Annotated in this window: 19 protein-coding genes; 7 read left to right on the plus strand and 12 right to left on the minus strand. The window is 64.2% G+C overall.

What is annotated here, in order from left to right; all coding sequences use genetic code 11:
- Window positions 1-29: 29 nt before the first annotated feature.
- A complete protein-coding gene (locus RYH74_RS13590) occupies window positions 30-944 on the minus strand; it encodes a LysR family transcriptional regulator (protein ID WP_075044302.1) in 915 nt (304 codons plus the stop codon).
- Window positions 945-1100: 156 nt separating this feature from the next.
- On the opposite strand from RYH74_RS13590, the gene RYH74_RS13595 reads away from it, so the two are divergent.
- The 5 genes from RYH74_RS13595 (at window position 1101) to RYH74_RS13615 (ending at window position 9806) form a co-directional block, all read left to right on the plus strand.
- Window positions 1101-3473, plus strand: a complete 2373-nt coding sequence (locus RYH74_RS13595) for a TonB-dependent receptor (protein WP_410902913.1) — start codon at window positions 1101-1103, stop codon at window positions 3471-3473.
- 17 nt (window positions 3474-3490) lie between these two features.
- Window positions 3491-5167, plus strand: coding sequence for an aryl-sulfate sulfotransferase (locus RYH74_RS13600; RefSeq protein ID WP_075044304.1), 1677 nt, complete (start codon window positions 3491-3493; stop codon window positions 5165-5167).
- A 339-nt stretch (window positions 5168-5506) separates the two neighbouring features.
- Entirely contained in the window at window positions 5507-6949 is a 1443-nt protein-coding gene (gabD, locus tag RYH74_RS13605; RefSeq protein WP_015268576.1) for an NADP-dependent succinate-semialdehyde dehydrogenase, read from the plus strand.
- Window positions 6950-7132: 183 nt separating this feature from the next.
- Entirely contained in the window at window positions 7133-8410 is a 1278-nt protein-coding gene (gene gabT / locus RYH74_RS13610) for a 4-aminobutyrate--2-oxoglutarate transaminase (RefSeq protein ID WP_003255866.1), read from the plus strand.
- 136 nt (window positions 8411-8546) lie between these two features.
- Window positions 8547-9806 carry a response regulator gene (locus RYH74_RS13615; RefSeq protein WP_317409558.1) on the plus strand — a complete coding sequence of 420 codons (1260 nt, stop codon included), beginning with the start codon at window positions 8547-8549 and terminating at the stop codon, window positions 9804-9806.
- Between the two features lie 189 nt (window positions 9807-9995).
- Here the strand turns inward: RYH74_RS13615 and RYH74_RS13620 are convergent, their stop codons facing one another.
- Window positions 9996-11024: a GGDEF domain-containing protein gene (locus RYH74_RS13620; protein ID WP_039614264.1), complete on the minus strand. Its 1029-nt coding sequence runs from the start codon at window positions 11022-11024 to the stop codon at window positions 9996-9998.
- Window positions 11025-11124: 100 nt separating this feature from the next.
- Entirely contained in the window at window positions 11125-12309 is a 1185-nt protein-coding gene (desA, locus tag RYH74_RS13625) for a delta-9 fatty acid desaturase DesA (RefSeq protein WP_039614263.1), read from the minus strand.
- Window positions 12310-12455: 146 nt separating this feature from the next.
- On the opposite strand from desA, the gene dibA reads away from it, so the two are divergent.
- Window positions 12456-14351, plus strand: coding sequence for a phosphodiesterase DibA (gene dibA / locus RYH74_RS13630; protein WP_317409559.1), 1896 nt, complete (start codon window positions 12456-12458; stop codon window positions 14349-14351).
- 129 nt (window positions 14352-14480) lie between these two features.
- Here the strand turns inward: dibA and RYH74_RS13635 are convergent, their stop codons facing one another.
- The 9 genes from RYH74_RS13635 to tcyJ all read right to left on the minus strand — a co-directional run bounded on the left by RYH74_RS13635 (window position 14481) and on the right by tcyJ (window position 23531).
- Complete coding sequence (locus RYH74_RS13635; protein ID WP_008096606.1) at window positions 14481-15125, minus strand: methionine ABC transporter permease; 645 nt, start codon at window positions 15123-15125, stop codon at window positions 14481-14483.
- Complete coding sequence (locus RYH74_RS13640; protein WP_075044308.1) at window positions 15115-16224, minus strand: methionine ABC transporter ATP-binding protein; 1110 nt, start codon at window positions 16222-16224, stop codon at window positions 15115-15117. Before RYH74_RS13640 ends, RYH74_RS13635 begins: the two co-directional genes overlap by 11 nt.
- Before the next feature lies 1 nt (window position 16225).
- Window positions 16226-17026, minus strand: a complete 801-nt coding sequence (locus RYH74_RS13645; protein WP_317409560.1) for a MetQ/NlpA family ABC transporter substrate-binding protein — start codon at window positions 17024-17026, stop codon at window positions 16226-16228.
- On the minus strand, window positions 17019-18410 hold the full coding sequence (locus RYH74_RS13650; RefSeq protein ID WP_317409562.1) for an LLM class flavin-dependent oxidoreductase: 1392 nt from the start codon (window positions 18408-18410) through the stop codon (window positions 17019-17021). The genes RYH74_RS13645 and RYH74_RS13650 overlap by 8 nt, the downstream gene beginning before the upstream one ends.
- Window positions 18410-19591 carry an SfnB family sulfur acquisition oxidoreductase gene (locus tag RYH74_RS13655; protein WP_286100842.1) on the minus strand — a complete coding sequence of 394 codons (1182 nt, stop codon included), beginning with the start codon at window positions 19589-19591 and terminating at the stop codon, window positions 18410-18412. The genes RYH74_RS13650 and RYH74_RS13655 overlap by 1 nt, the downstream gene beginning before the upstream one ends.
- A 151-nt stretch (window positions 19592-19742) precedes the next feature.
- Complete coding sequence (locus tag RYH74_RS13660; RefSeq protein WP_075044311.1) at window positions 19743-20984, minus strand: SfnB family sulfur acquisition oxidoreductase; 1242 nt, start codon at window positions 20982-20984, stop codon at window positions 19743-19745.
- 326 nt (window positions 20985-21310) lie between these two features.
- Window positions 21311-22069 (minus strand): L-cystine ABC transporter ATP-binding protein TcyN, encoded by a 759-nt coding sequence (gene tcyN, locus RYH74_RS13665; protein WP_013970435.1) that lies wholly within the window; start codon window positions 22067-22069, stop codon window positions 21311-21313.
- 2 nt (window positions 22070-22071) lie between these two features.
- Window positions 22072-22740, minus strand: coding sequence for a cystine ABC transporter permease (gene tcyL, locus RYH74_RS13670; RefSeq protein WP_025337317.1), 669 nt, complete (start codon window positions 22738-22740; stop codon window positions 22072-22074).
- Entirely contained in the window at window positions 22737-23531 is a 795-nt protein-coding gene (gene tcyJ / locus RYH74_RS13675; protein WP_003257420.1) for a cystine ABC transporter substrate-binding protein, read from the minus strand. Before tcyJ ends, tcyL begins: the two co-directional genes overlap by 4 nt.
- 393 nt (window positions 23532-23924) lie before the next feature.
- Between tcyJ and epsC the strand changes: the two genes are divergently transcribed.
- A complete protein-coding gene (epsC, locus tag RYH74_RS13680; protein WP_085618358.1) occupies window positions 23925-24857 on the plus strand; it encodes a serine O-acetyltransferase EpsC in 933 nt (310 codons plus the stop codon).
- Window positions 24858-25184: the final 327 nt, after the last annotated feature.

The following is a 25184-nucleotide window of genomic DNA, read 5'->3' on the forward strand; positions in this document are numbered from 1 at the left end:
CGGCGATTCGGGGGCAAAGCCCCCGCCAGCTACAACTCGGTATCGCAGGCAATCAACTGCCTGACCAGCCCCTGAGCCAACGGCGATAGCCCATACCCCACCCGGCTCACCACCCCATAACGGGTATAGAACGCTTCTTCCTGCTCCACCGTCAGGTCGGCCAGCTGCAATGCCACCAATCCCCCGTCACGCTGATACGGCCGCAAGTTGGCATTGCAGGCAATGCCGATGGTGTCCGAATGCATCACCACATTCAGCAGTGCATAGCCATGCTCACACTCCACCGTCGGCAGAAAATCCTGCCGCCCGCTGAGGTCGCTGAGGATCTTGCGGATGTTCGGCGGGCGGAAGGTGGTGGCCAGGGGGTAGTCGAACAGGTCGCGCGCCCGCACGCTCTCGCGCTCGGTCAACGGGTGCCCGACGCGGCAGCAGAAATGCCAGCGCTGCGGCGTCAGCTTGTGCACCTGGTAGTCCGGGTCGGACTCGAACTGGCGGGTGTCAGCGACGAAGAACTCGATCTCCTCGGCAACCAGCTTGCGGTTCAGCGCCTGCCAGTTATCCACCTGGAAGCAGGTACGCGCCGCGGGGTATTCGGCGACGAAGCGTGCCACCGCCCGCGGTACCAAACCCCCTGCCGGCGCCGGGCCGGAGCCGAAACGTACCACGCCGGTAGTGGCACCGTTGAACTGGTGGATCTCGTTGACCAGGTTGTGCGCCCCATGCACCAGCCGCCGCGAATGCTCCAGCACCAGCAGGCCCTGGCGAGTCGGCGCCAGCTCCTTGCTGGCGCGGTCCACCAGGCGGCAGCCGATGTTGTGCTCGAGGGTCTGGATGCTGCGGCTGAACGCTGATTGCGACAGGTTCACCGCAGCCGCCGCAGCAACGAAGCTGCGGTGCTCGACAAGGGCAATGTAGTGGCGCAGCTGACGGAGATCGATATGCATTTTTTACATTGAAACTTTCGGTCGAATGCAATTGCTGACAAGGGTTAGCCCCCTTATAAAGGGAGTCACTTATTCCACAAAATATGAATTACAAATATTTATATCACCTAAAAGAATATAAGCCCGACTGACCGCGATTCGGTTCCGCCAACGGAAATGCTCGCCAGGGCCCATGCCTCAAGGAGCATTTGCATGTCCGGAGTTTCCCGTTGGCCTGCGCGCGCGTCGCGTTTCACCTTGCAACCCTTGGCTGCCGGCGTGCTGCTGGCGGCGTCCTCTGCCAGCTTCGCCGAAGAGCCAGTCAGCGCCACCCCGGCGGTGGAGCAGGAAGCCAAGCTCGGCACTGTCACGGTCAATGCCCGCCGCCGCGAAGAAACCGCGCAAAGCGTGCCCACGCCGATCAGCGTGCTCGACAGCGAAACCCTGGAAAGCCAACGCATCTACCGCGTGCAGGACCTGCAGCAATTAGTACCCAGCACCAACGTCGCCTACGTTCATGCCCGGCAGTCGAGCATTTCGATCCGTGGCCTGGGCAACAACCCCGCCAGTGATGGCCTGGAAGGCAGCGTCGGCATCTACCTGGACAACGTCTACCTCGGCCGACCCGGCATGGCGGTGTTCGACCTGCTGGATGTGGAGCAACTGGAGGTGCTGCGCGGCCCGCAAGGTACGCTGTTCGGCAAGAACACCACCGCTGGCGTGCTCAACATCACCACGCGCAAGCCCACCTTCCACCGCGAGGGCAGCATCCAGCAGTCGTTTGGTGAAGACGGTTACCTGCAAACCCAAGGCAGCTTCTCGGGGCCGATCAGCGACACACTGGCCGGGCGCATCAGCGCCTATCGCACCGAAGACGACGGCTATGTGAAGAACATCCACAACGGCGACGACCTCAACGGCGGCAAGCGCCAAGGTTTTCGTACCCAGCTGCTGTTCAAACCGAGCGAAACCTTCAACCTGCGCTGGATCGGCGAATACAACGAAGAAGACTCCGACAACGGCATCCTCAGCCTGTACAGCACCGGCCCTACCATCAATGGCGTCAACCGCTATGAAAGCCTGGCCGCCCAGGCCGGCGCGACGTTGGTGTCGGGCAAGCACCGCAAGGTGAACTTCGACGCCGACCAGCAGGTGACGGTGTTCCAGGGCGGTACCTCGGTGGAGGCCAACTGGACCCTGCCCAACGACTTCACCCTGACCTCGATCACCGCCTACCGCTGGTGGGACTTCACTCCACGCAACGACGACGGCCTCAACGTGCCGGTGTTCTACAGCGCCGGGGTGTCGGTGCGCGACAAGCAGTACTCGCAGGAAATCCGCCTGGCTTCGCCCACCGGTGGTGCCTTCGACTACGTGCTTGGCGCGTACTACTTCAAGCAGGACCTGGACAACAAATCCTTCACTTTCTACGGGCCGCAGGCGGACATCTGGAACCTCACCCCGGCCGGCGCCCTGGCCAACGTCGACACCATTGGCAACGGGCACATCGACACGGACAGCTACGCGCTGTTCGCCCAAGGCACCTGGCACATCACCGACCGCCTGGACCTCACCGCCGGCGTTCGCGGCACCTATGAAGAAAAGAGCGCCTGGGTGACCCGCGATGCACCAACCGGCGGTGCGGCAGTAACCGGGGCCGCCGCAGCAGCACGCCAGGGCCGGGTAGGCGCCTACGATTCAGGCGACCTTAACCAGTACAGCTTCAGCCCCTCTGGCCTGCTGGGCCTGAGCTACCGCTTCAACGAGCAATTGCTGGGCTACGCCACCCTGACCCACGGCGAGAAGTCTGGCGGCATCAACCTTACCGTTGGCGCTGCGCCAAGGCTGGGCACCGACTCGCTGCTGGTCGGCACCGAGCGGGTCAACAACGCCGAACTCGGCTTGAAAAGCTCGCTGTTCGACGACCGCCTGCAGCTCAATACCAACCTGTTCTGGGCCGAAGTGCATGGCTACCAGGCCAACGTCTACGACCAGATCAACCGCGTGCAGTACCTGGCCAACGCCGGCCGCGTGCGCTCGCGTGGCCTGGAGTTCGAAGCCACGGCGCTGCCGCTGCGCGGCCTCACGGTCAACTTCAACGGCTCGTGGAACGACGTGCGCTACACCGAGTACAAGGACGCCCCATGCCCGCCGGAAGTGAGCCTGGCCAATGCCACCGCCACCTGCGATTTGTCCGGCCACCAGGTGGTCGGCGCCTCCAAGTACATCGCCAACCTCAACACCCAGTACAAGTGGCAGGCCAGCGAGCACATCGAACCCTACGTCACCGCCAGCTACGCCTTCCGCTCCAAGGCGGTGGGCACCATCGACGATTCCGATTTCGGCCAGATCCCCAGCTACGCGCTGGTCAACCTTTCCGCCGGTGTGCGCCTGGACCAGGGCGACGGCGTGGTCGACCTGTCGCTGTGGGTGAAGAACGCCGGTGACAAGACCTACTTCACCAGCCTGTGGAACTCCGCCAACGGTGGCTATGCCGGCGTGCTCGGTACCCCGCGCACTTTCGGCGCCACCGCCCGTTACGACTTCTGAGCACAAGGAGCTATGCCATGAATGCCAAGACCGAAACCCCTGCATTGCCTGAAGGCGCCTGCCTGACCGCCAAGGTTCCCGAGCGTGACGAGGCGCTGCTCGGCGACGTGGTGGTCAACCCGTATCGCCTGGCGCCGCTGACCGCGATCATTCGCGACGGTGGGCGCAGCCTGAGTGCCGCGCACGTGCGCGTGCTGGGGCGGGGCGAGCGCGGTGTGGACATCGCCTACGAGGTGTCCGACCGTTCGTTGTGGACCTATGGCGGCATCCCGGTATTCGGCCTGTACCCGGATCACGTCAACCAGGTGGAAGTGACCTACAAGCTCGACGGCGAGCGCATCCGCGAGCAGTACCAGATCTACGCCCCGGCCGTGCGCCTGCCGGTGGTGGCCAGGCAGACCGCCGCCTTGCCTGAAGTGCAGCCAGTCAAGGTAGCACCAGGTTTTGAACAGCGCCTGTACCTGTTCAACCACCTGCAGGGGGACATCCCGGGCGGGCGCGCCTTCAAGTGGAATGCCCTGGGCGGCGCGGCGGAATGGGACCAGGTGGGCAACAACTGGATCGCCGACAGCAATGGCGACGTGCGCTGGTACCTGGACATCGAGCAGATCCACGACTCCAACCGCCGCGATGGCCTGGGCGGCACCATGGGCTTCCAGCAGACCCGCGACGGCAAGCTGATCTGGGGCCAGGGCCAGACCTACTCCAAGTACGACCTGCTTGGCCGGCGCATCTGGCAGCGCAGCCTGCCCGACAAGTTTGCCGACTTCTCCCATGAAATCCGCGAGACCGCCAATGGCACCTACCTGCTGCGGGTGGGCACCAGCGACTATCGCCGGCCCGACGGCAAGCGCGTGCGCTCGATCCGCGACCACATCATCGAGGTCGACGAGGCCGGTGATGTGCTGGACTTCTGGGACCTCAACCAGATCCTCGACCCGTACCGTGGCGACCTGCTGGAAACCCTGGGCAAGGCAGCCATCCAGTTGCCGGCCGGGGTGCAGAAACAGGAAGAGCGGCTGGCCAACGAACTGGCCGAGGGTGACCTGCCCTTTGGTGACACCCCGGGGGTGGGCACCGGGCGTAACTGGGCGCATGTCAATGCCATCGACTACGACGCAGATGACGACAGCATCATCGTTTCAGCACGGCACCAGGGCGTGGTGAAGATCGGCCGCGACAAGCAGGTGAAGTGGATTCTCGCCTCGCCCCAAGGCTGGCCTGAGCGTCTGCGCGAGAAAGTGCTGAAGCCGGTGGCGAGCGAAGGCTTCGACTGGTCCTGGACCCAGCACACCGCCTGGCTGACCGGCAAAGGCACACTGACCGTGTTCGACAACGGCTGGGGCCGCGACTTTGCGCCGACCAGACTGACCGGCAACTACAGCCGGGCGGTGGAGTACCGCATCGACGAGGCCAAGGGCACGGTCGAACAGGTGTGGGAATATGGCAAAGAGCGCGGCGACGAGTGGTACAGCCCGGTGACCTCGGTGGTGGCCTACCGGCCGGAGACCGACACCCAGTTCATCTACTCGGCGTCGGTGAACTTCCTGACCCCGGAGAAACTGACCACCACCGTGCTCAACGAGGTACGGCGCGGGACCCAGGAGGTGCTGGTGGAGCTGAAGGTGCACAGCCGACAGCCGGGCAGCGTGGGTTACCGAGCCCTGGTGATCGACCTGGCCAAGGCCTTCTGACCCATCCCTTCCGGGAGGGCCGTCGGTCCTCCCATCACATTTCCTTCAGCTCGTTCGTCTAACCTTTACTGACCCTATCGCCGGCAAGCCAGCTCCCACAGGGACCCCACAGATGCTGAATTTTGTGGGGTCCCTGTGGGAGCTGGCTTGCCGGCGATAGGGCCGGTTGCTACGGCACAGAAATGTGAAATTTCCGCCAGGGTGTTCAACCATTCGTTCTTTTTTTCGAACAGCCTATTGTCCAACACCCCAGCAGCCGCTTAGCATTCGTTTGAGATTTCAAACGCTCGATGCCCTGCCTTGGGCGCTTTTCAACAATCAACAATTCGGGAAGCCGACATGCAGCTCAAAGACGCTCAGTTGTTCCGCCAGCAAGCCTACATCAATGGTGAGTGGCTGGATGCGGACAACGGCCAGACCATCAAGGTCACCAACCCGGCCACTGGTGAAGTCATCGGTACCGTGCCGAAGATGGGCACCGCGGAAACCCGCCGCGCCATCGAAGCCGCCGACAAGGCCCTGCCGGCCTGGCGTGCCCTGACCGCCAAGGAGCGTTCGGCCAAGCTGCGTCGCTGGTTCGAACTGATGATCGAGAACCAGGACGACCTGGCTCGCCTGATGACCACCGAACAAGGCAAGCCGCTGGCCGAAGCCAAGGGCGAAATCGCCTACGCTGCCTCGTTCATCGAGTGGTTCGCCGAAGAAGCCAAGCGCGTCTACGGCGACACCATCCCGGGCCACCAGCCAGACAAGCGCCTGATCGTCATCAAGCAGCCAATCGGCGTTACCGCGGCCATCACCCCGTGGAACTTCCCGGCCGCCATGATCACCCGTAAAGCCGGCCCGGCCCTGGCCGCTGGCTGCACCATGGTGCTCAAGCCTGCCTCGCAGACCCCGTACTCCGCCCTGGCCCTGGTCGAGCTGGCCCACCGTGCCGGCATCCCGGCTGGCGTGCTGAGCGTGGTTACCGGCAGCGCTGGCGAAGTTGGCGGTGAACTGACCGGCAACTCCCTGGTCCGCAAGCTGTCCTTCACCGGCTCGACCGAAATCGGTCGCCAGCTGATGGAAGAATGCGCCAAGGACATCAAGAAGGTTTCCCTGGAGCTGGGTGGCAACGCCCCGTTCATCGTGTTCGACGACGCCGACCTGGACAAGGCGGTCGAGGGCGCGATCATCTCCAAGTACCGCAACAACGGCCAGACCTGCGTCTGCGCCAACCGTATCTACGTGCAGGACGGCGTCTACGACGCGTTCGCCCAGAAGCTGGCCGCCGCTGTTGCCAAGCTGAAGATCGGTAACGGCCTGGAAGAAGGCACCACCACTGGCCCGCTGATCGACGGCAAGGCTGTCGCCAAGGTTCAGGAACACATTGAAGACGCCGTTGGCAAAGGCGCCAAGGTACTGTCCGGTGGCAAGATCATCGAAGGCAACTTCTTCGAGCCGACCATTCTGGTCGACGTACCGAAGACCGCTGCCGTCGCCAAGGAAGAGACCTTCGGCCCGCTGGCGCCGCTGTTCCGCTTCAAGGACGAGGCCGAAGTCATCGCCATGTCCAACGACACCGAGTTCGGCCTGGCCTCGTACTTCTACGCCCGCGACATGAGCCGTGTGTTCCGTGTTGCCGAAGCCCTGGAATACGGCATGGTAGGTATCAACACCGGCCTGATCTCCAACGAAGTGGCACCGTTCGGTGGCATCAAGGCTTCGGGCCTGGGCCGCGAAGGTTCCAAGTACGGTATCGAGGACTACCTCGAAATCAAATACCTGTGCATCAGCGTCTGATAGCACGGTAACGGCTTTACCTCTGCCAGCGGGGCGCGAGAGCGACGTCTCGCTGGCCTTTTTTACATCGCAGTACCTGGTGGCCAGGGCGTTCACGGCAGTCGATCAACGAATACTGTTCGCGAGCACTCCCAGCCACCCCCGAATAAAAGCGCCACTCCAAACCGGCGCAATGAGGGCATTATGAGCAAGACCAACGAATCCTTGATGCAACGTCGTGTCGCCGCCGTCCCACGTGGCGTTGGCCAGATCCACCCGATCTTCGTCGATACCGCGAAGAACTCGACCGTGATCGACGTTGAAGGCCGCGAACTGATCGACTTCGCCGGCGGCATCGCAGTACTGAACACCGGCCACCTGCACCCGAAAGTGGTTGCGGCCGTGCAAGAGCAGCTGACCAAGGTCAGCCACACCTGCTTCCAGGTGCTGGCCTACGAACCTTATGTAGAGCTGTGCGAAAAGATCAACAAGCTGGTCCCAGGCGACTTCGACAAGAAGACCCTGCTGGTCACCACCGGCTCCGAAGCCGTTGAAAACGCCGTCAAGATCGCCCGTGCCGCCACTGGCCGCGCTGGCGTCATCGCCTTCACCGGCGGCTACCACGGCCGTACCATGATGACCCTGGGCCTGACCGGCAAGGTCGTGCCGTACTCCGCTGGCATGGGCCTGATGCCAGGTGGCATCTTCCGCGCCCTGTTCCCGAGCGAACTGCACGGCATCAGCGTTGACGACGCCATCGCCTCGGTCGAGCGCATCTTCAAGAACGACGCCGAGCCGCGCGACATCGCCGCGATCATCCTCGAGCCGGTACAAGGCGAAGGCGGCTTCCTGCCAGCGCCGAAAGAGCTGATGAAGCGCCTGCGCGCCCTGTGCGACCAGCACGGCATCCTGCTGATCGCCGACGAAGTACAGACCGGCGCTGGCCGTACCGGCACCTTCTTCGCCATGGAACAGATGGGCGTTGCGCCTGACCTGACCACCTTCGCCAAATCCATCGCTGGCGGCTTCCCGCTGGCCGGTGTGTGCGGCAAGGCCGAGTACATGGACGCCATCGCTCCTGGCGGCCTGGGCGGCACCTACGCCGGTTCGCCGATCGCTTGCGCCGCGGCCCTGGCCGTGATCGAAGTGTTCGAAGAAGAGAAACTGCTGGATCGCAGCAAAGCTGTGGGTGAGCGCCTGACCGCTGGCCTGCGCGAAATCCAGAAGAAGTACCCGATCATCGGCGACGTCCGTGGTCTGGGCTCGATGATCGCTGTCGAAGTCTTCGAGAAAGGCACTCACACCCCGAACGCTGCTGCCGTTGGCCAGGTTGTCGCCAAGGCGCGCGAGAAGGGCCTGATCCTGCTGTCCTGCGGCACCTACGGCAACGTCCTGCGTATCCTGGTTCCGCTGACCGCCGAAGACGCTCTGCTGGACAAAGGCCTGGCCATCATCGAAGAGTGCTTCGCTGAAATCGCCTGATGTGACGTGCTTCAGAAAAAACCCGCTTCGGCGGGTTTTTTTTGTGCCCAGGAAAGCCGTGGGGCGCTATCGTTGTCGGAGGATTTGCTCAGGAAGCTGCGACGGACTGTGTGTCAGGGCTATTCAGGAGTTGGCGATGAACGCTGCAGACCCCACCCCACCAAGCGTACTGATTGTCGAGGGCGACCCCTGGGTACGCGACATGCTCAGCGAAATGCTGCTGAGCGTGCGCTGTGATGCCCGCCTGCAGGTCTGCGCCGATGGCTCGCAGGCCTTGAGCGCGCTGTCCAGCAAACCCGACCTGATCATCGCCGCGCGCGAACTGGCCGGTGTCGATGGCCTCGACTTGTTGCGCAAGGTGCGCGCCAAAGGTCCGGGGTTGCCGTTCATTCTCATGAGCAACCGCAGCGACAGTGCCAGTGTGCGCGAAGCACTGCCCTTGCACCCCACGGCCTACCTGAGCAAGCCGCTGAACCTGGACACCCTGCGCAAGCGCCTGGAAGAGCTGCTGCTGGCGGTTGGCGAAGAGATCGCCTGCCCGGTGCCGGCCTTGCAGGCTGGTGCCAGCCTGCCGGCCTACCTCGAACAGCGTCGCGCTACCGCCGATGGCGGGCCGCTGCTGGCCGATGTGCAGGTGGCGATCAAGCGCGCGCTCAACCCCCAGGGCCTGAACCTGAGAGTGCTCGAAGAGGAAGTGCAGGGCGACCCGCAGATCACCGCCGTGCTGATCGCTGCGGCCAACAGCGCAGCGCTGCACCGCGAAGCACCGGTGCAAACGTTGCTGCAGGCCTTGAACAAGCTTGGCAGCACCCAGAGCATGAACCTGATCCTGGGCATGACCCTCAAGCGCAGTGCGCGCCTCAGCGACCCGCTGCTGGCGGAGCATGCGGCCCGTTACTGGGGGTTGTCGCTGCACGCTGCCGAATATGGCCGCACCTTGGCACGCATGCTCGAGCTGGACGAAGGGCGTTGTTATTGCGCGGGGTTGCTGCATTGCCTGGGAGACCTGGCGGTGCTGCGTTGCCTGCAGGAATGGCGGCTGGCCGGGGGCGAGCTGGATGAGGACCAGGTGCAGCTGTCGCTCAACGAGTTCGGGGCGGCGTTCGGCTCGGCGCTGCGTACGCGCTGGCGGTTGCCGCTGGGGTTGCGCGAGTTGATTGCGGCGATCTACCAGCTGGGCGGCGGGGTGTATTCGCGGGAGATCCTGGCCATGAACCTGGCCGGGCAGTTGTCGCGGCTGCCGGCCGAGCAGGGGCTGGAGAAGGTGGCCAGCAGCAAGACCGCGCGGCTGCTCAAGCTTGGCCTGCCGGAACTGAGGCGGTTGCGTAAGGTGGAGAACCCTGAGGTGAAACCCCAGGAAGAGCCGCCGGTAGCTGAGGCCGAGGTTTCCAGCTGAGATTTTGGGGCTAGGTTCGTTGAACCCGGCGCAGATCCTGTGGGAGCGGCCTTGTGTCGCGAAAGGGCTGCGAAGCAGCCCCAGCAATTTGTGCATCTGCGCTGAGATCCAGGGGCTGCTTTGCAGCCCTTTCGCGACACAAGGCCGCTCCCACAGGGACCGTACAGGCCAGCAAGTGGTGTAAAACAGTCAGCCGCGGACGATCTGGTTCTTGCCCTGTCGCTTGGCCTGGTACATCGCCGCATCGGCCCTGGCATACAGGCTGTCCAGCGCCACATCCTCGTCAGTCAGCCCGGTCACCCCCTGGCTCACCGTCACCCCGTAGGTCTGCTCCCCATGGCTGAAGCTCAGCCGCTGGATCTGCCGTTGCAAGCGCTCGGCAATCTGCTCCGCGACCTGGGCACTACAGCCGGGGAACACTGCCGCGAACTCCTCGCCACCAATGCGCCCGAACAGGTCACCTCGGCGTAGCACGGCCTTGCCGCTATCGGCGATCTGCTGCAACACCTGGTCGCCTTCCTGGTGACCGTAGCTGTCGTTGATGCGTTTGAAGTCGTCGATGTCCAGCAGCAGGAAGGCCAGTGGCGTACCGTCTTCGCGGGCGCTGTCGAAGGCTTGCTGGGCGCATTCGAAAAAGTGCCGGCGGTTGCTGCTCTGGGTCAGCACGTCGGTGGTGGCCAAGCGCTGCAGTTCACCTTCGAGCTGCTTCTTCTCGGTGATGTCTTCGGCGATGCCGACGATGATCACCCGGTCACCATCGCGTTGCTGGTTGATGTAGCACTTGTCGCTCAGCCAGCGTAGCTGGCCGTCGGCATTGAGGATGCGGTACTCGCGGTCTTCCACCGAGCCCTTGAGCAGTACCTGGGCCAGGCTGCGCTCGGCGAACTCCAGGTCGTCGGGGTAGATGCTGTCGCGCCACTCGTTGTAGTCGGCCAGCACCAGGCTGGCCGGGCGGCCGAAGATGCGTTCGTAGGCGGGGCTGACGTACAGCACCTGACGGGTTTCCCAGTCGAAGGCCCATAACACCGCGTTGACGCTGTCGAGCAGCGAGCTGAACAGCTGCTCGCGCTCGCTCAGGCGGGCAACCTCGCCCTGGGCGTGGAGCAGCGCAAGCAAGGTCTGGGCGGCTTCGGGAGGCGGGGTGCCGGGCAGTGTCGTTGGAATGTTCTTGGCCATGTGCACGGAGCAGATCTCGGCGTGAAAGCGTGCGGCCAGCATCTGGCCCGCCACGCGGGCGATGTGCCAGATATGAGTGTAAACGAGAGGGCGAAGTTCCGAGCGGCACGCCCCGCCAAAGGGGCGTGCCGATCAACGGCGGTCAGGCGCCGGTCGGGCGCAGGGAGTAGGTCTTGAGCTGTGCCGCGAAGTCGCGCAGGGCATGGATGCCGCTGGTTTCCGCCTCGTGTACCCAGTCCTTCATGGCGGCCAGCATGTCGTGGCCGTTGGCGCTGGTGCGCGCCCAGATCTGCTGCAGTGCCAGGCGTTTTTCGTAGATGGTCTTCAGCGCCTGGCTGTGGGCGAGCATCGACTCGATGCGCACATGGTGGCGGTCTTCCAGCAGGCTGGTCTCGCGCGACAACAGGCGCTTGGCGCGGCGGAAGTGGTGGCGCAGCGAGGCATCGACGCGGGCCAGTTCCTGCTTGACCAGCGGGCCGATCACCAGCTTGCGGTACTGGGCCATGATCTGGAAACGGTTGTTGAGGATGGCCATGGCGGTGTCCATGTCCAGGCTGGCCTTGCCGGCCACCCGGTGGGCGATGGGCGCGACGCGCTGCACCTTGGCCAGGCGCAGCAGGCAGAACAGGCGGATCCACGCCCAACCCATGTCGAACTCCCAGCGCTTGACCGACAGCTTGGCCGAGTTGGGGTAGGTGTGGTGGTTGTTGTGCAGCTCTTCGCCACCGATGACGATGCCCCACGGCACCAGGTTGGTGGCGGCGTCGCGGCACTCGAAGTTGCGGTAGCCGAGGGCATGCCCCAGGCCGTTGACCACGCCGGCGGCCCAGAACGGAATCCACATCATCTGCACTGCCCAGATGGTGATGCCGATGGTGCCGAACAGCAGCAGGTCGATTACCGCCATCAGCGCGATGCCACCCAGCTTGTAGCGCGAGTAGAGGTTGCGCTCGATCCAGTCGTCCGGGCAGTTCTTGCCGTAGATGCGCAGGGTTTCGGGGTTGCGCGCCTCTTCCCGGTAAAGCTCGGCACCCTTGCGCAGCACCGTGCCCAGGCCCTTGTACAGCGGGCTGTGCGGGTCGTCGGGGGTTTCGCACTTGGCGTGGTGCTTGCGGTGGACGGCAGTCCATTCGCGGGTGTTCTGCGCCGTGGTCAGCCACAGCCAGAAACGGAAGAAGTGCTTGAGCGCGCCATTGAGCTCCAGGGCCCGGTGCGCGGAATAGCGGTGCAGGTAGACCGTGACGCTGACGATGGTCACGTGGGTCATCAGCAGTGTGATGCCGACCAGTTGCCAGGCCGACAAGTCGAGCAGGCCGTTGTACCACATAGGTGTAAATACCCTCGGAATGCAGGAGGAGGGGCTGATTATCCCTTGGGCAGGAAATAAATACAGTCACCCGTTCAGATAGGAAGTCACGACATGTTTCAGCCTTTATAATGCCCCATCATTTTTTATGGGCAATTGCACCCGACATGTCTGTTTCCGTTCGCGACGCCTTGCGCATGGCTGCGCTGTATGTGGTGCTCTCGATCCTCTGGCTGACGCTGGCCGAGGTGGTGTTGCACAGCATGACCGAGGATCCCCTGGCACTGACCGTGGGCCGGCAGATCAACGTGGTGGTCTGGGTGCTGCTGAGCGCCTTGCTGATCTATGTGTCGCGGGTGCGGCTGCTCGACTTCATCGGCGTTGGCGCGCGTATGCGTGGTGAAGACCGTGAACGCCTGCGCATGGCTGCGGCAGTGTTCGACAGCACCCTCGAAGGCGTGCTGGTGACCGACCGCCATGGCCTGATCGTGCACGTCAACCGTGCCTTCATGCGCATCACCGGCTACCAGCAGGACGAGGTCATCGGCCAGCGCCCGAACAAGTTCAAGTCGGGCCGCCATGGCCTGGCGTTCTACCAGCAGATATTCGCCACCTTGGCGGAAAAGGGCGAGTGGAGCGGCGAAATCTGGAACCGGCGCAAGAGTGGTGAAATCTACCCGCAGTGGCAGACCATTTGCGCCATCCGCGACGATGAAGGCGAGCTCAGCCATTACGTGGCGGTGTTCAGCGACATCAGCGCGATCAAGCATTCGGAACAGGAACTGGCCTACCTGGCCCACCACGACCCGCTGACCGACCTGCCCAACCGCCTGCTGTTCAACGACCGGGTCGAGCAGGCCCTGGCGGCAGCCCAGGCCAACAAGCGTGGTTGTGCCCTGCTGTTGCTGGACCTGGACCACTTCCAGAGCATCAACGACGGCCTTGGTCACACCATTGGCGACCAGTTGCTGAAACTGGTGGGCGAGCGCCTGGGTGAGGTGCTGGGCAGCGGCGTGACCCTGGCGCGCCTTGGGGGCGACGAATTTGGCGTGCTGGCGGAAAACTGCCATGAGGTCGGCCAGGCGGGCAAGCTGGCGCAGGGCATCATCGAGCGTATGCGCGAGCCGTTCCTGTTCGACGGTCACCGCCTGTTCATCAGTGTCAGCGTGGGCATCAGCCTGTTCCCCAGCGATGCCTTGAGTGCCGAGCAGTTGCTGCGCAATGCCGACTCGGCGTTGTACAAGGCCAAGAGCAACGGGCGGGCCTGCTATGCGCTGTACACCGAAGAGCTGACCGCCCACGCCCAGCAGCGGGTTGAAACCGCCGGCGAACTGCGCCGGGCCCTGGAGCAGGACGAGCTGCGGGTGTTCTACCAGCCGGTGCACGACCTGGCGAGCGGCCGCCAGGTCGGCGTCGAGGCCCTGGTGCGTTGGCAGCACCCCCAGCGGGGCCTGGTGCCGCCGGGCGAGTTCATCCCGATTGCCGAGCGTACCGGGCTGATTGCCGAGATCGACGCCTGGGTACTGCGCCAGGCGTGTCGGCAGATGGTGCGATGGCAGGGTGAAGGGCGGCAGTTGGCATTCGTGGCGGTGAACATTTCCAGCCGCCTGTTTGGCCAGCACGAGCTGTACCAGCAGGTGGCCGAGGTGCTGCACGACACCGGTCTGGACCCGGCCTTGCTGGAGCTGGAGGTGACCGAGAGCGCGGTGATGGAGGACCCGGAGGTGGCCCTGGAGCAGTTGCATCGCCTGCGCGAGCTGGGGGTGACCCTGGCCATCGACGACTTTGGCACCGGTTATTCATCGCTGCTGCGGCTAAAGCGCTTGCCGGTGCAGAAGCTGAAGATCGACCAGGGCTTCGTTGCCGGGTTGCCGCTGGATGAGGACGACATCGCGATCGTCCGGGTGATCATCGCCCTGGCCCGCAGCATGGGCATGCAGGTGCATGCCGAGGGCATCGAGCAGGCAGAGCAGGCCAGTTTCCTGCTGCATGAGCTGTGTCAGCTGGGGCAGGGGTACTGGTTCGGGCGGCCGGTGCCTGCCGGGGATTTGCGCTGGGGTTGAGATCGCCGGGGCCGCTTTGCGGCCCTTTCGCCGGCAAGCCAGCTCCCACAAGTACTCACAAGGCTGGAGGGCAGCGCTGCCCCTGTGGGAGCTGGCTTGCCGGCGATGGGGCGCGCAGCGGCCCCCGAACTATCGCTTGTTCAAGCCTTTCGCCAACCGGTCTCCACCCAGCTGGATCAACGCCACCAACGCCACCAGCATGGCAATCACGGTCAGCATGATCTGGCTGTCGAAGCGCTGGTAGCCATAGCGGTAGGCGATGTCCCCCAGTCCCCCGGCACCGATCGCTCCGGCCATGGCGGAGGAGTTGATCAGGGTCACCAAGGTAATGGTGAAGCCCCCGACAATCCCCGGCAGCGCCTCTGGCAGCAGCACGTGCCAGACAATGTGCCAGCGTCGGCAGCCCATGGCCTGCGCAGCCTCCACCAGGCCGTGGTCGACTTCGCGCAGGCTGACCTCGGCAATCCGCGCGAAGAACGGCGTGGCGGCAATGGTCAGCGGCACCACCGCCGCCCACACGCCATAGGTGGTACCCACCACCAGGCGGGTGAAGGGGATCAGCGCGACCATCAGGATCAGGAACGGGATCGAGCGGAACAGGTTGACGAAGGCACCCAGAACCCGGTTCAGCAGCGGCGCCTCGAAGATCCCGCCCTTGTCGCTGGTGACCAGCAGCACCGCCATCGGTACCCCCACCAGCAGGGCGATCAGCGACGACACGCCAACCATCAGCAGGGTATCGAGCAAGCCTTCCAGCAGGCGATCAAACCACATGGCCCAGTACCTCCACGTCCTCGGCCCAGCGGCGGGCGCGTTCCAGCAATTGATGGGTATCGTGCGGCGAGTGCTGCACCGACAGGATCAGCTGCCCCAGGGCATGCTCGCCAATGGTTTCCACACCGCCCTGCAGCAGGCGCACGCGGCCGCCAAGGTCGTTGAACAGGGCAGACAGTTCGGGCTCGCCGAGCAGGGTCAGCCTCAGCACCACGGCACTGTCGCGGGTTGCCGGGCTGGCCCGCAGGCTGGCTTGCAGCGCGGCTGGCAACCGGGCTTGCAACGGTGCCAGCAGGGTGCGGGTGACTTCGTGGCGTGGTGAGCCAAACACCCGCCAGACCTCACCCTGCTCGACCACTTCTCCACGTTCCAGCACCACCACCCGGTGGCAGATATCGCGGATTACCGCCATTTCGTGGGTGATCAGCACGATGGTCAGGCCCAGGCGCTGGTTGATGTCGCGCAACAGTTCGAGAATGGAAGCGGTGGTCTCCGGGTCCAGCGCCGAGGTGGCCTCGTCGCACAGCAGGATCTCGGGGTCATGCACCAGCGCCCGGGCAATGCCCACGCGCTGCTTCTGCCCGCCGGACAACTGCGCCGGGTACACGTGGTGCTTTTCCTGCAGGCCGACCAGCTCAAGCAGTTCGCGTACCTTGCGCTGGCGTTCGGCCTTGGCTACGCCGGCCACCTTCAGGGGCAGTTCGACGTTCTGCCACACGGTCTTGGCCGACATCAGGTTGAAGTGCTGGAAGATCATGCCGATACGCCGGCGCAGGGCTACCAGGTGGTCCTCGTCGAAGGGCGCGATGTCCACCTGGTCGATCAGCACCCGGCCCTGGCTGGGTTGCTCCAGACGGTTGATGGTACGCAGCAGCGATGACTTGCCGGCGCCGCTGCGGCCGATGATGCCGAAGATCTCGCCATGGCGGATGTTCAGGTCGATGCCTTGCAAGGCCGGTTGCGCCTGGCCCGGGTAGGTCTTGCCCAGGCCGATGAAGCGCACATGGGCTTCATTGACCTCCGGGCGCAAGGCCTGCTCCCTGGCCGTTGGCGGCAGTGGTTGTGCGGTGGGCGCCCGGAGCGCGCTGGCCTGGCTCATGTCAGCCCTCCCAACCGGCCTGGTAGAGCTTGCCGTGGGCTTTGTCCAAGGCTGCGCGCACCACTGGCGAGTGCTGGTAGATGTCGACGAACCTGGCCAGGCGTGGGTCGTCCTTGCTTTGCGGTCGAATGACGAACTGGATCACGTACTCCTTGTTCTCCAGGCCGTCGAACAGCAGTGCGGAGCTGGCGTCGAAGCTGTTGGCCAGGCGGATGTAGGCCGGGTAGCCCTGCACCAGGTCGGCGTCGTCATAGGCGCGTACCAGCTGTACGGCCTCGACCTGAAGGATCTTCAGTTTCTTCGGGTTGGCGACGATGTCGTCCTCGGTGGCCTTGTAGCCTACCCCCGGCTTGAGGGTGATCAGCCCGGCCTTGGCCAGCAGCTGCAGGCCACGGCCGCTGTTGATCGGGTCGTTGGCGATGGCCACGCTGGCACCTTCGGGCAGGTCGGCGAAGCTCTTGTACTTTTTCGAGTACAGGCCGACGTTGTTGATGATGCCCGGGGCGTAGGGCACCAGGTTGAAGCCCGCGGCCGCCTTGGCGTTTTCCAGGAACGGGATGTGCTGGAAGTAGTTCACATCGATGTCGCCGCTGTTGAGGCTGACATTGGGTGCGATCCAGTCGCTGAACTCGACCAGCTTCACTTCCAGGCCTTGCTTGTGCGCTTCTTCCACTGCGGCTTCCAGCGGGATGGCAAAGGCCGAGGTGGTGCCGATCTTCAGCGGTTCGGCAGCCAGCGCGCTGGCGGACAGGCCGAGGGTGAGGGCAATGGCCGCGACGGGCCGGAACAGTTTATCAAGCATGGTGCAGGGCTCCAGTCGGGGCAGGGGTAGAGGTAAAGCGGTAAGCCGAGCCAGGGTGGTCGGCGGGCAAATGCGGGTGGTCGGCCTGGAACAGTTTTTCGCGCAGGGTGCCTTCGGCGTAGGCGGTCTTGTAGCGGCCACGCTGTTGCAACTGCGGAATGACCAGGTCGATGAAGTCCTCGAAGCTTTCCGGGGTTACGGTGCGGGTCAGGTTGAAACCGTCCAGGCCGGTTTCATCGATCCAGGCGATCAGCTGCTCGGCCACCTGCTCGGGCGCGCCGACCAGGGTCACGTAACGGCCACCCAGGGCGTGCTGCTGCAGCAGGCGCCGGCGGGTCCAGGCGTTGTCCTGCAACTGGCGCGTGGCCGACTGGATGGCGTTGCCCTGGCTGAAGGCAATCGGCTCGTCCAGGGCGTAGGCGGCGAAGTCGATGCCGGTGGACGCTGCGAAGTGCGCGACCCCGGCCTCGGCGCTGGCATGGCGCAGGTACTCGGCATGCTTGGCCTGGGCCTGCTGCTCGGTGGCGGCGACGATCACCGTGATGCCCATGAACACCTTGACCGCTTGCGGGTCGCGGCCAGCGGCCTGGGCGGCGGCGCGCACCTTGTCGACCTGGGCGCGGGTGGCGGCCTTGTCCTGGCCACTGATGAACACGCATTCGGCATGGTTGCCGGCGAAGGCCAGGCCACGCTGCGAGCTGCCGGCCTGGAACAGTACCGGTGTGCGTTGCGGCGAGGGCTCGCACAGGTGGTAGCCGTCGACCTTGTAGAACTCGCCCTGGTGGTTGACCTTGCGCACCTTGTCGGGCCTGGCATAGACGCGCTGCTGGCGGTCGGCGACCACGGCATCGTCGGCCCAGCTGCCTTCCAGCAGCTTGTACAGCACCTGTAGGTACTCGTCGGCCTGGTCGTAGCGGCGGTCATGCTCGGGTTGCTGCGTCAGGCCCATGGCCCGGGCAGCGCTGTCGAGGTAGCCGGTGACGATGTTCCAGCCCACCCGGCCATTGCTCAGATGGTCCAGGGTGGAAAGGCGCCGGGCGAACAGGTACGGCGCTTCGTAGGTGAGGTTGGCGGTAAGGCCGAAGCCCAGGTGACGGGTGACGGCGGCCATGGCCGAGACCAGCAGCAGCGGGTCGTTGACCGGCAGCTGGATCGACTCCTTGAGGGTGACGTCCAGCGACTGGCCGTAGATGTCGTAGGTGCCGACGATGTCGGCGATGAACATCCCGTCGAACAAGCCGCGCTCCAGCAGGCGCGCCAGGCTGGTCCAGTAATCCAGGGTCTTGTACTGGGTCGAGGTGTCCCGTGGGTGGGTCCACAGGCCGTGGTTGATGTGCCCGATGCAGTTCATGTTGAAGGCATTGAGCAGGATCTGTTTGGCCATCAGATGGTCCCCCGGCGTGGTGGGTTGGCATCGTTGAGGTAGTAGTTGCCGATGGCGTGGTACTTCCAGCGCACCGGGTCGTGCAGGGTGTGCACGCGGGCGTTGCGCCAGTGGCGGTCGAGGTTGTGTTCGGCCAGGGTGGCCTGGCTACCGCCCAGTTCGAACAGGGTGGTGCCGGCCGCGAGGGAAATCTCGGTGCTGATGGCACGGGCCTCGGCCACCGCGATGGAAGCGGCGGCCACGTTGTCGGCAGTGCTGTCGTCGCGGGCGCGGTCCAGGTATTCGCCGGCGCGTTCCAGCAAGGCTTCTGCGGCGTGCAGGCGGATCGCCAGGTGGCCGAAACTCTTCAGCGTCAGCGGGTCATCGCTGGCCTTGTCCAGGCCGGAGTCGACCCAGGGGCGGCTGCGGGTGCGCACGAAGTGCAGGGCATCTTCGTATGCGGCGCGGGCGATGCCGGTGTCGATGGCGGCATGAAGGATCTGCGCCAGCGGGCCGACCGGGGTGGGGCGTTCGAAGGCGCTCTGGAACGGCACCACGTCGGCGGCGCTGACGTACACATTGTCGAACACCACCGAGCCGCTGCCGGTGGTGCGCTGGCCGAAGCCGCTCCAGTCGTCGATCACCTGCAGGCCCTGGCTGTCGGCCGGGACGAAGGCCAGGTGCTGCACGCCCTGTTCATCGACCACCGAGGTGGGAATGCGCTGGGCGTAGATGGCGCCGGTGGAGTAGAACTTGCGGCCGTTGATGCGAAAGCCATCGCCGTCGCGGGTCAGGCGAGTGGTGCGCTCGTTGGCGGTCTTGGTGCCCAGTTCGGCCAGGGCGTTGCCGAAGCGGCTGCCGGCCAGTACTTCGGCGTACAGGCGCTGTTGCTGTTCGGGTGTGCCGTTTACCCGCAGCACTTCCAGGCCATAGAAATGGTTTTGCGGGATTTGCCCGAGCGAGCCGTCAGCCTGGGCGATGCGGGCGATGACCTTGGCCAGGGTGACGTTGGACACGCCGGCGCCGCCGAAGGCCTTGGGCACGCTGATGGCCCACAGGCCGGAGCGGGTGAACAGTTCCAGTTCGGCGTGCGGCAGACGGCGCTCGCGGTCGCGCAGGGCGCTGTCGCGGCGCAGGTGTCGGGCGATGTCTTCGGCGACACTCAGGGCCTGGGTGTCGCTGGTGATGATTGTTGTAGTCATGTTGTTCTCCGGGGCCCTAGGGGCCGCTTCGCGCCCCAATCGCCGGCAAGCCAGCTCCCACAGGGACCGCACAGGTCTTGAAGGCAGTGCAGAACCTGTGGGAGCTGGCTTGCCGGCGATTGGGCTGCAAAGCAGCCCCAAGGCCCACAAATCAGATCCAGGAATGCCGTGCAGGCAAGGTTCCGTTGAGGTGGTAAGCGCCAACCGCGTGGTACTTCCAGCGCACCGGGTCATGCAGGGTGTGCACCCGGGCATTGCGCCAGTGGCGGTCGAGGTTGAACTCGGCGAGGGTGGCGCGGCTGCCGGCCAGCTCGAACAGCTTTTCGCTAGCCTGCAGGGCAATCTCGGTAGTCAGCACCTTGGCCTCGGCCACCGCGATCGAAGCCCGCGCCGCGCTTGCAGCATCGACCGGCGCGGCGTTGACCTCGTCGAGGACCCGCGCGGCCTTGCGCAGCAGCGCTTCGGCGGCGTGCAGCTCGAGCTTCAGGCGGCCGATGTCGGCGATTACATAGGGGTCGTCGCTGGCGCGGTCGACCTTGGCCTCGATCCATGGCCGGGCCTTTTCGCGCACGAAGCTGATGGCGTCTTCGATCGCTGCTTCGGCAATGCCGGCATCGATCGCCGCCTGGATCAGCTGCGAGGCAGCGCCCTGGATGTTGGGAATGTCGCGCTGGCGCCAGTTGTCGATCACCAGGTCGGCATCCACCGGTACCTGGTCGAGCAGCACGGTGCCGCTGGCAGTGGTGCGCTGGCCGAACCCGGACCAGTCATCGACGATGCGCAGCCCCGGGCTGCCTCGGCGCACGAATGCCAGGCGCTGGCGGCCTTCGTCGTCCAGTGCCTTGACCGCCACCCAGTGGGCGAACAGGGCGCCGGTGGAATAGAACTTCTCACCGCTGATGCGATAGCTGTCGCCGACGCGGGTGATCCTGGCCTTGAGGGTCAGGGTGTCCTTGGTGCCGCGTTCGGGGCCGGCATTGCCGATGCGCCAGCCATCGAGCACGCTGCGGAAGATCACCGCCTGTTGCGCCTCGGTGGCAGTCAGGCGCAGCAGTTGCAGCATGCCGAACTGGTTCTGCGGGATCTGCCCCAGGGCCGGGTCGGCGGCGCTGATCAGGCGGAACACTTCGGCCACGGTCTCGAATGACACATCGGGGCCGCCATGGGCCTTGGGTACGCTGATGCTGCCCAGGCCGCTGCGGGTGAACAGTTCGATCTCGGCCCATGGCAGTTTGCGTTGCTGGTCGCGGCGGGCGGCCTGCTCGCGGGCGACCTCGGCCAGTTCGCGGGCCGCTTGCAGGGCTTCGGCGTCGTTGCGCAGTACCTTGGCCGGCAGCAGCAGGGGCGAGCTGTCGAGATCGCTGTGGAATTGGGTATTGGGTTGGCTGGACATCAGTACCGCTCCTTGGCTGCACTCAATGCCCTGGCGTTACGCACTGGGGTGATTGTGATCCTGACCATTCCTGACCTCACAAAAAAGTAATGCCGCTACAGCTGATCGCGACAGATGTGTGCTGGTCCGGTGGTCCGGTTTATATACCCTAATGCTTTATAAAAAGTTTATGAACTAACTATTTGGAATATGTATAGAAGGGGGATTTTGCTGCGGATGTGCTGGCCTCTTCGCGGGCACGCCCGCTCCCACAGGTACAGCACAGATCTTGAAATCGGTGCCACACCTGTGGGAGCGGGCGTGCCCGCGAAGAGGCCGCAACAGGTTTACTCGGAGGCAGCAGTCCCCAGGAACTTGCGCAAGAACTGCCGGGTACGCTCTTCCTTCGGCGCCGCAAACAGCGCCTTGGCCTCGCCCTGTTCCACGATCACGCCCTTGTCGAAGAAGATCACCCGGTTCGCCACATCGCGGGCAAAGCTCATCTCGTGGGTAACGATGATCATGGTGCGCTTCTCCTCGGCCAGGCCGCGGATGGTCGCCAGCACTTCACCCACCAGTTCGGGGTCCAGCGCCGAGGTCGGCTCGTCGAACAGGATCACCTCCGGTTCCATGGCCAGGGCGCGGGCGATGGCCACCCGTTGCTGCTGGCCACCGGAAAGGCGCCGCGGGTAGGCATCTTCCTTGCCCGCCAGGCCAACCTTGGCCAGCAGGCGCCGGCCCAGTTCGATGGCCTGCTCGCGGGGCGTCTTCTTGACGATCACCGGCCCCTCGATCACGTTTTCCAGGGCGGTGCGATGAGGGAACAGGTTGAAGTTCTGGAACACGAACCCGGCCTGCTGGCGCAAGCGGCGAATCGCACTTTGCTGCCCACCCAGCGGGCGGTTGGCATCGATGCTGATGTCGCCAATCTGGATCTGCCCGGCATCGGGTGTTTCCAGCAGGTTGAGGCAACGCAGGAAGGTGGTCTTGCCCGAGCCGCTGGGGCCGATGATGGCCACCACTTCGCCGGGCTGCACGGTCAGGTCGATACCGTTGAGCACGGTCTGGCCCTTGAACCGCTTGGTCAGGCCTTTGACTTCAATCATGCTCAATGCTCCTGGTCATGCTGGTTGACTCGCGCTTCCATGCGGTTCTGGAAGTGCGCGAGGATGCTGCACAGCACCCAGTAGATGACCGCCACCGCCACGTACATGGTGAACACTTCGAAGGTGCGCGCGGTAATCAGCTGGGCCTGGCGGAACAGCTCGGGCACCTGGATGGTCGCCGCCAGGGCGGTGTCCTTGACCAGCGAGATGAAGCTGTTGCCCAACGGCGGCAGTGCGGTGCGCAAGGCCTGGGGCAGGATCGCCCGGCGCATGGCCTGGACGCGGGTCATGCCGATACTGGCGGCGGCTTCCCACTGGCCACGGTCGATCGAGGAAATCGCCGCGCGCAGGATTTCGCAGATGTAGGCGGCCATGTTCAGCGACAGGCCGATCAGCGAGGCCGGGATCGGGTCGAGCTCGATGCCGATCTGCGGCATGCCGAAGTAGATGACGAACAGCTGCACCAGCAGCGGCGTGCCGCGGAAGAACGACACGTAGACCCGCGCCAGCCAGTTCAGCGGCAAGATCTTCGACAACCGCATCAGTGCCAGGGCAAAGCCCAGCAGCAGGCCGAAGAACATGCCGCCAACACTGAGCAGCACTGTATAACCCGCGCCCTTCAGCAGGAAGGGCGCGGAGTCGACAACGAGTTGCAGGCTTTCAGCAATCATTTGGTGACATCGGCACCGAAGTATTTCTCGGACAGCTTGGCCAGCGTGCCGTCAGCCTTGAGCTTGTCCAGCGCCTTGTTGATCGCTGCCAGCAGTTCCGGCTCGCCCTTGCGCAGGGCCACGCCGCTTTCCAGGCGCGAGAAGGCATCGCCGGCCAGTTCGGTGTCCTTGGCTTTTTGCGCGTATTCCAGCGCGGCCAGGCGGTCGATCAGGATGGCGTCGATACGGCCGTTGCGCAGGTCGGCGAACTTGCTCGGGTCGTCTTCATAGGTGCGCACATCGGCTTGCGGCACGTCCTTCTTGACCCATTGCTCGTAGTTGGTGCCCAGGCCCACGCCGACCTTCTTGCCGGCCAGGTCTGCGGCCTTGTGGATGTTCAGCTGCTCGGCCTTCTTCTTCAGGATCAGCGCCTGGATGCCGGAGATGGTGTAAGGCTCGGAGAAGTCATACTTCTTCTTGCGCTCTTCGGAAATGGTCACCTGGTTGATCACCACGTCCAGGCGCTTGGACTCCAGTGCGGCGAGGATGCCGTCCCACTTGGTCGGCTGCACCTTGGCCTTTACCCCCAGCTCCTTGGCCAGCAGTTCGGACAGTTCCACTTCGAAGCCGGTCAGCTTGCCGTTTTCGTCCTGGAAGCTGAACGGTGGGTAGGTGCCTTCGAGGCCGACGTTGATCACCCCTTTTTCCTGGATGGTCTTCAGCTGCTCGCCGGCGAAGGCCTGGCCGAGCAGGCCGGCACCCAGCAGGAGTGCCAGGCTGGCGTTGAGTAGCGGTTTGGCGAATTTCGACATTTCAAAGCCCCGCGCTTGTTGTGTAAGTGGTGGGTGGCGACTATAGGGTCGGCTGCTTAGGCCAGGAAATACTAAAAAATTATTTTGTTATTCCCTTTTTGGTTTTTGCCAGGTGCTGGCTGCTTTGAGGGTAGGCGAGGTTGCCTGCTCCGTCATCGCGGCTTATGCCTGACTTAGCGCAGGATGGAATAAAGCGTTGTTTTTTCCAAGGGATGGATTTGCCGTAGAGTGGATTGCATGTAGGCAGGTTCGGCCCTTTCGCGGGTAAACCCGCTCCCACAGAGACCGCACAGGCATCGAAACCGGTGCAGTCCCTGTGGGAGCGGGCGAGCCCGCGAAGAGGCCGGACCTGCAAATAAAAATGAGTTTGGCCTACTCAGGCAGGAGAAAACCGTGAGCGAACAACCTTCACCCGGGCACTGGCAGTTGCAGAGCATCGTCACCGGCCTGCGCGGTGCCCGTGAACAATGGCGTACCCGCAATGGCCGCAGCAGCGGCGAGCAGGGCGGGCGTGAGCTGCCTTCGCGCGAAGCGATGCGGCACATCCTGGAGCAACTGTGCGGCGCACTGTTCCCCATGCGCCTTGGCCCGGTCGACCTGCGCGAAGAAAGCGAAGACTTCTACGTCGGCCATACCCTGGATGCCGCGCTGACCGCCTTGCTGGCCCAGGCCCGCCTGGAGTTGCGCTACGCCGCACGGCAAAGCAAGGGCGAGCTGGCCGGCGTCGATGCCCATGCGCTGAGCCTGGTGCAGGGCTTCGCCGCCGCCCTGCCGGGCCTGCGCGTGCTGCTCGACACCGATGTGCTGGCCGCCTACCACGGCGACCCGGCGGCGCGCAGTGTCGATGAAGTGCTGCTGTGCTACCCAGGCATCCTGGCGATCATCCACCACCGCCTGGCGCACCACCTGTACCAGGCCGGCCTGCCGCTGCTGGCGCGGATCAGCTCGGAGTTGGCGCATTCGGCCACGGGGATCGACATTCACCCCGGGGCGCAGATCGGCCCGAGCTTCTTCATCGACCACGGTACCGGCGTGGTGATCGGCGAAACCGCGATCATCGGCGAGCGCGTGCGGATCTACCAGGCAGTGACCCTGGGCGCCAAGCGCTTCCCCAGCGATGAATCGGGCACCCTGCACAAGGGCCTGCCACGCCACCCGATCGTCGAGGACGATGTGGTGATCTATGCCGGGGCAACGGTGCTGGGGCGGATCACCATCGGCAAAGGCTCGACCATTGGCGGCAATGTGTGGCTGACCCGCAGTGTGCCGGCCGAGAGCAACATTACCCAGGCCAACCTGCAGCTGGATTGCCAGGACAAGAACTGATCTGGCATTTCCTTGGCCTGTACCGGCCTCTTCGCGGGTAAACCCGCTCCCACAGGACCCCCACAGATTTTGAATCCTGTGCAGTACCTGTGGGAGCGGGTTTACCCGCGAAAGGGCCGGAACAGGAGGGCACCAATCAGCGCCCCAATTCGCATTGAAATCCGATCCATGTTTAACTTGAACGCTTGTTCAATGAAAAAACGCTGGTCCGCTGCCGGTGTTCAACAGGAGGATTCCTTTGCTGAACCCGTTCATTCCGAGCCTTACGTCATTCGACGAGGTGCGCCCCCAATGAGTGCACCGACGCCTTCCCTTGCCAATGGCAAG

This window comes from Pseudomonas sp. LSJ-87, from assembly GCF_032971465.1.
GTDB lineage: Bacteria > Pseudomonadota > Gammaproteobacteria > Pseudomonadales > Pseudomonadaceae > Aquipseudomonas > Aquipseudomonas putida_Z.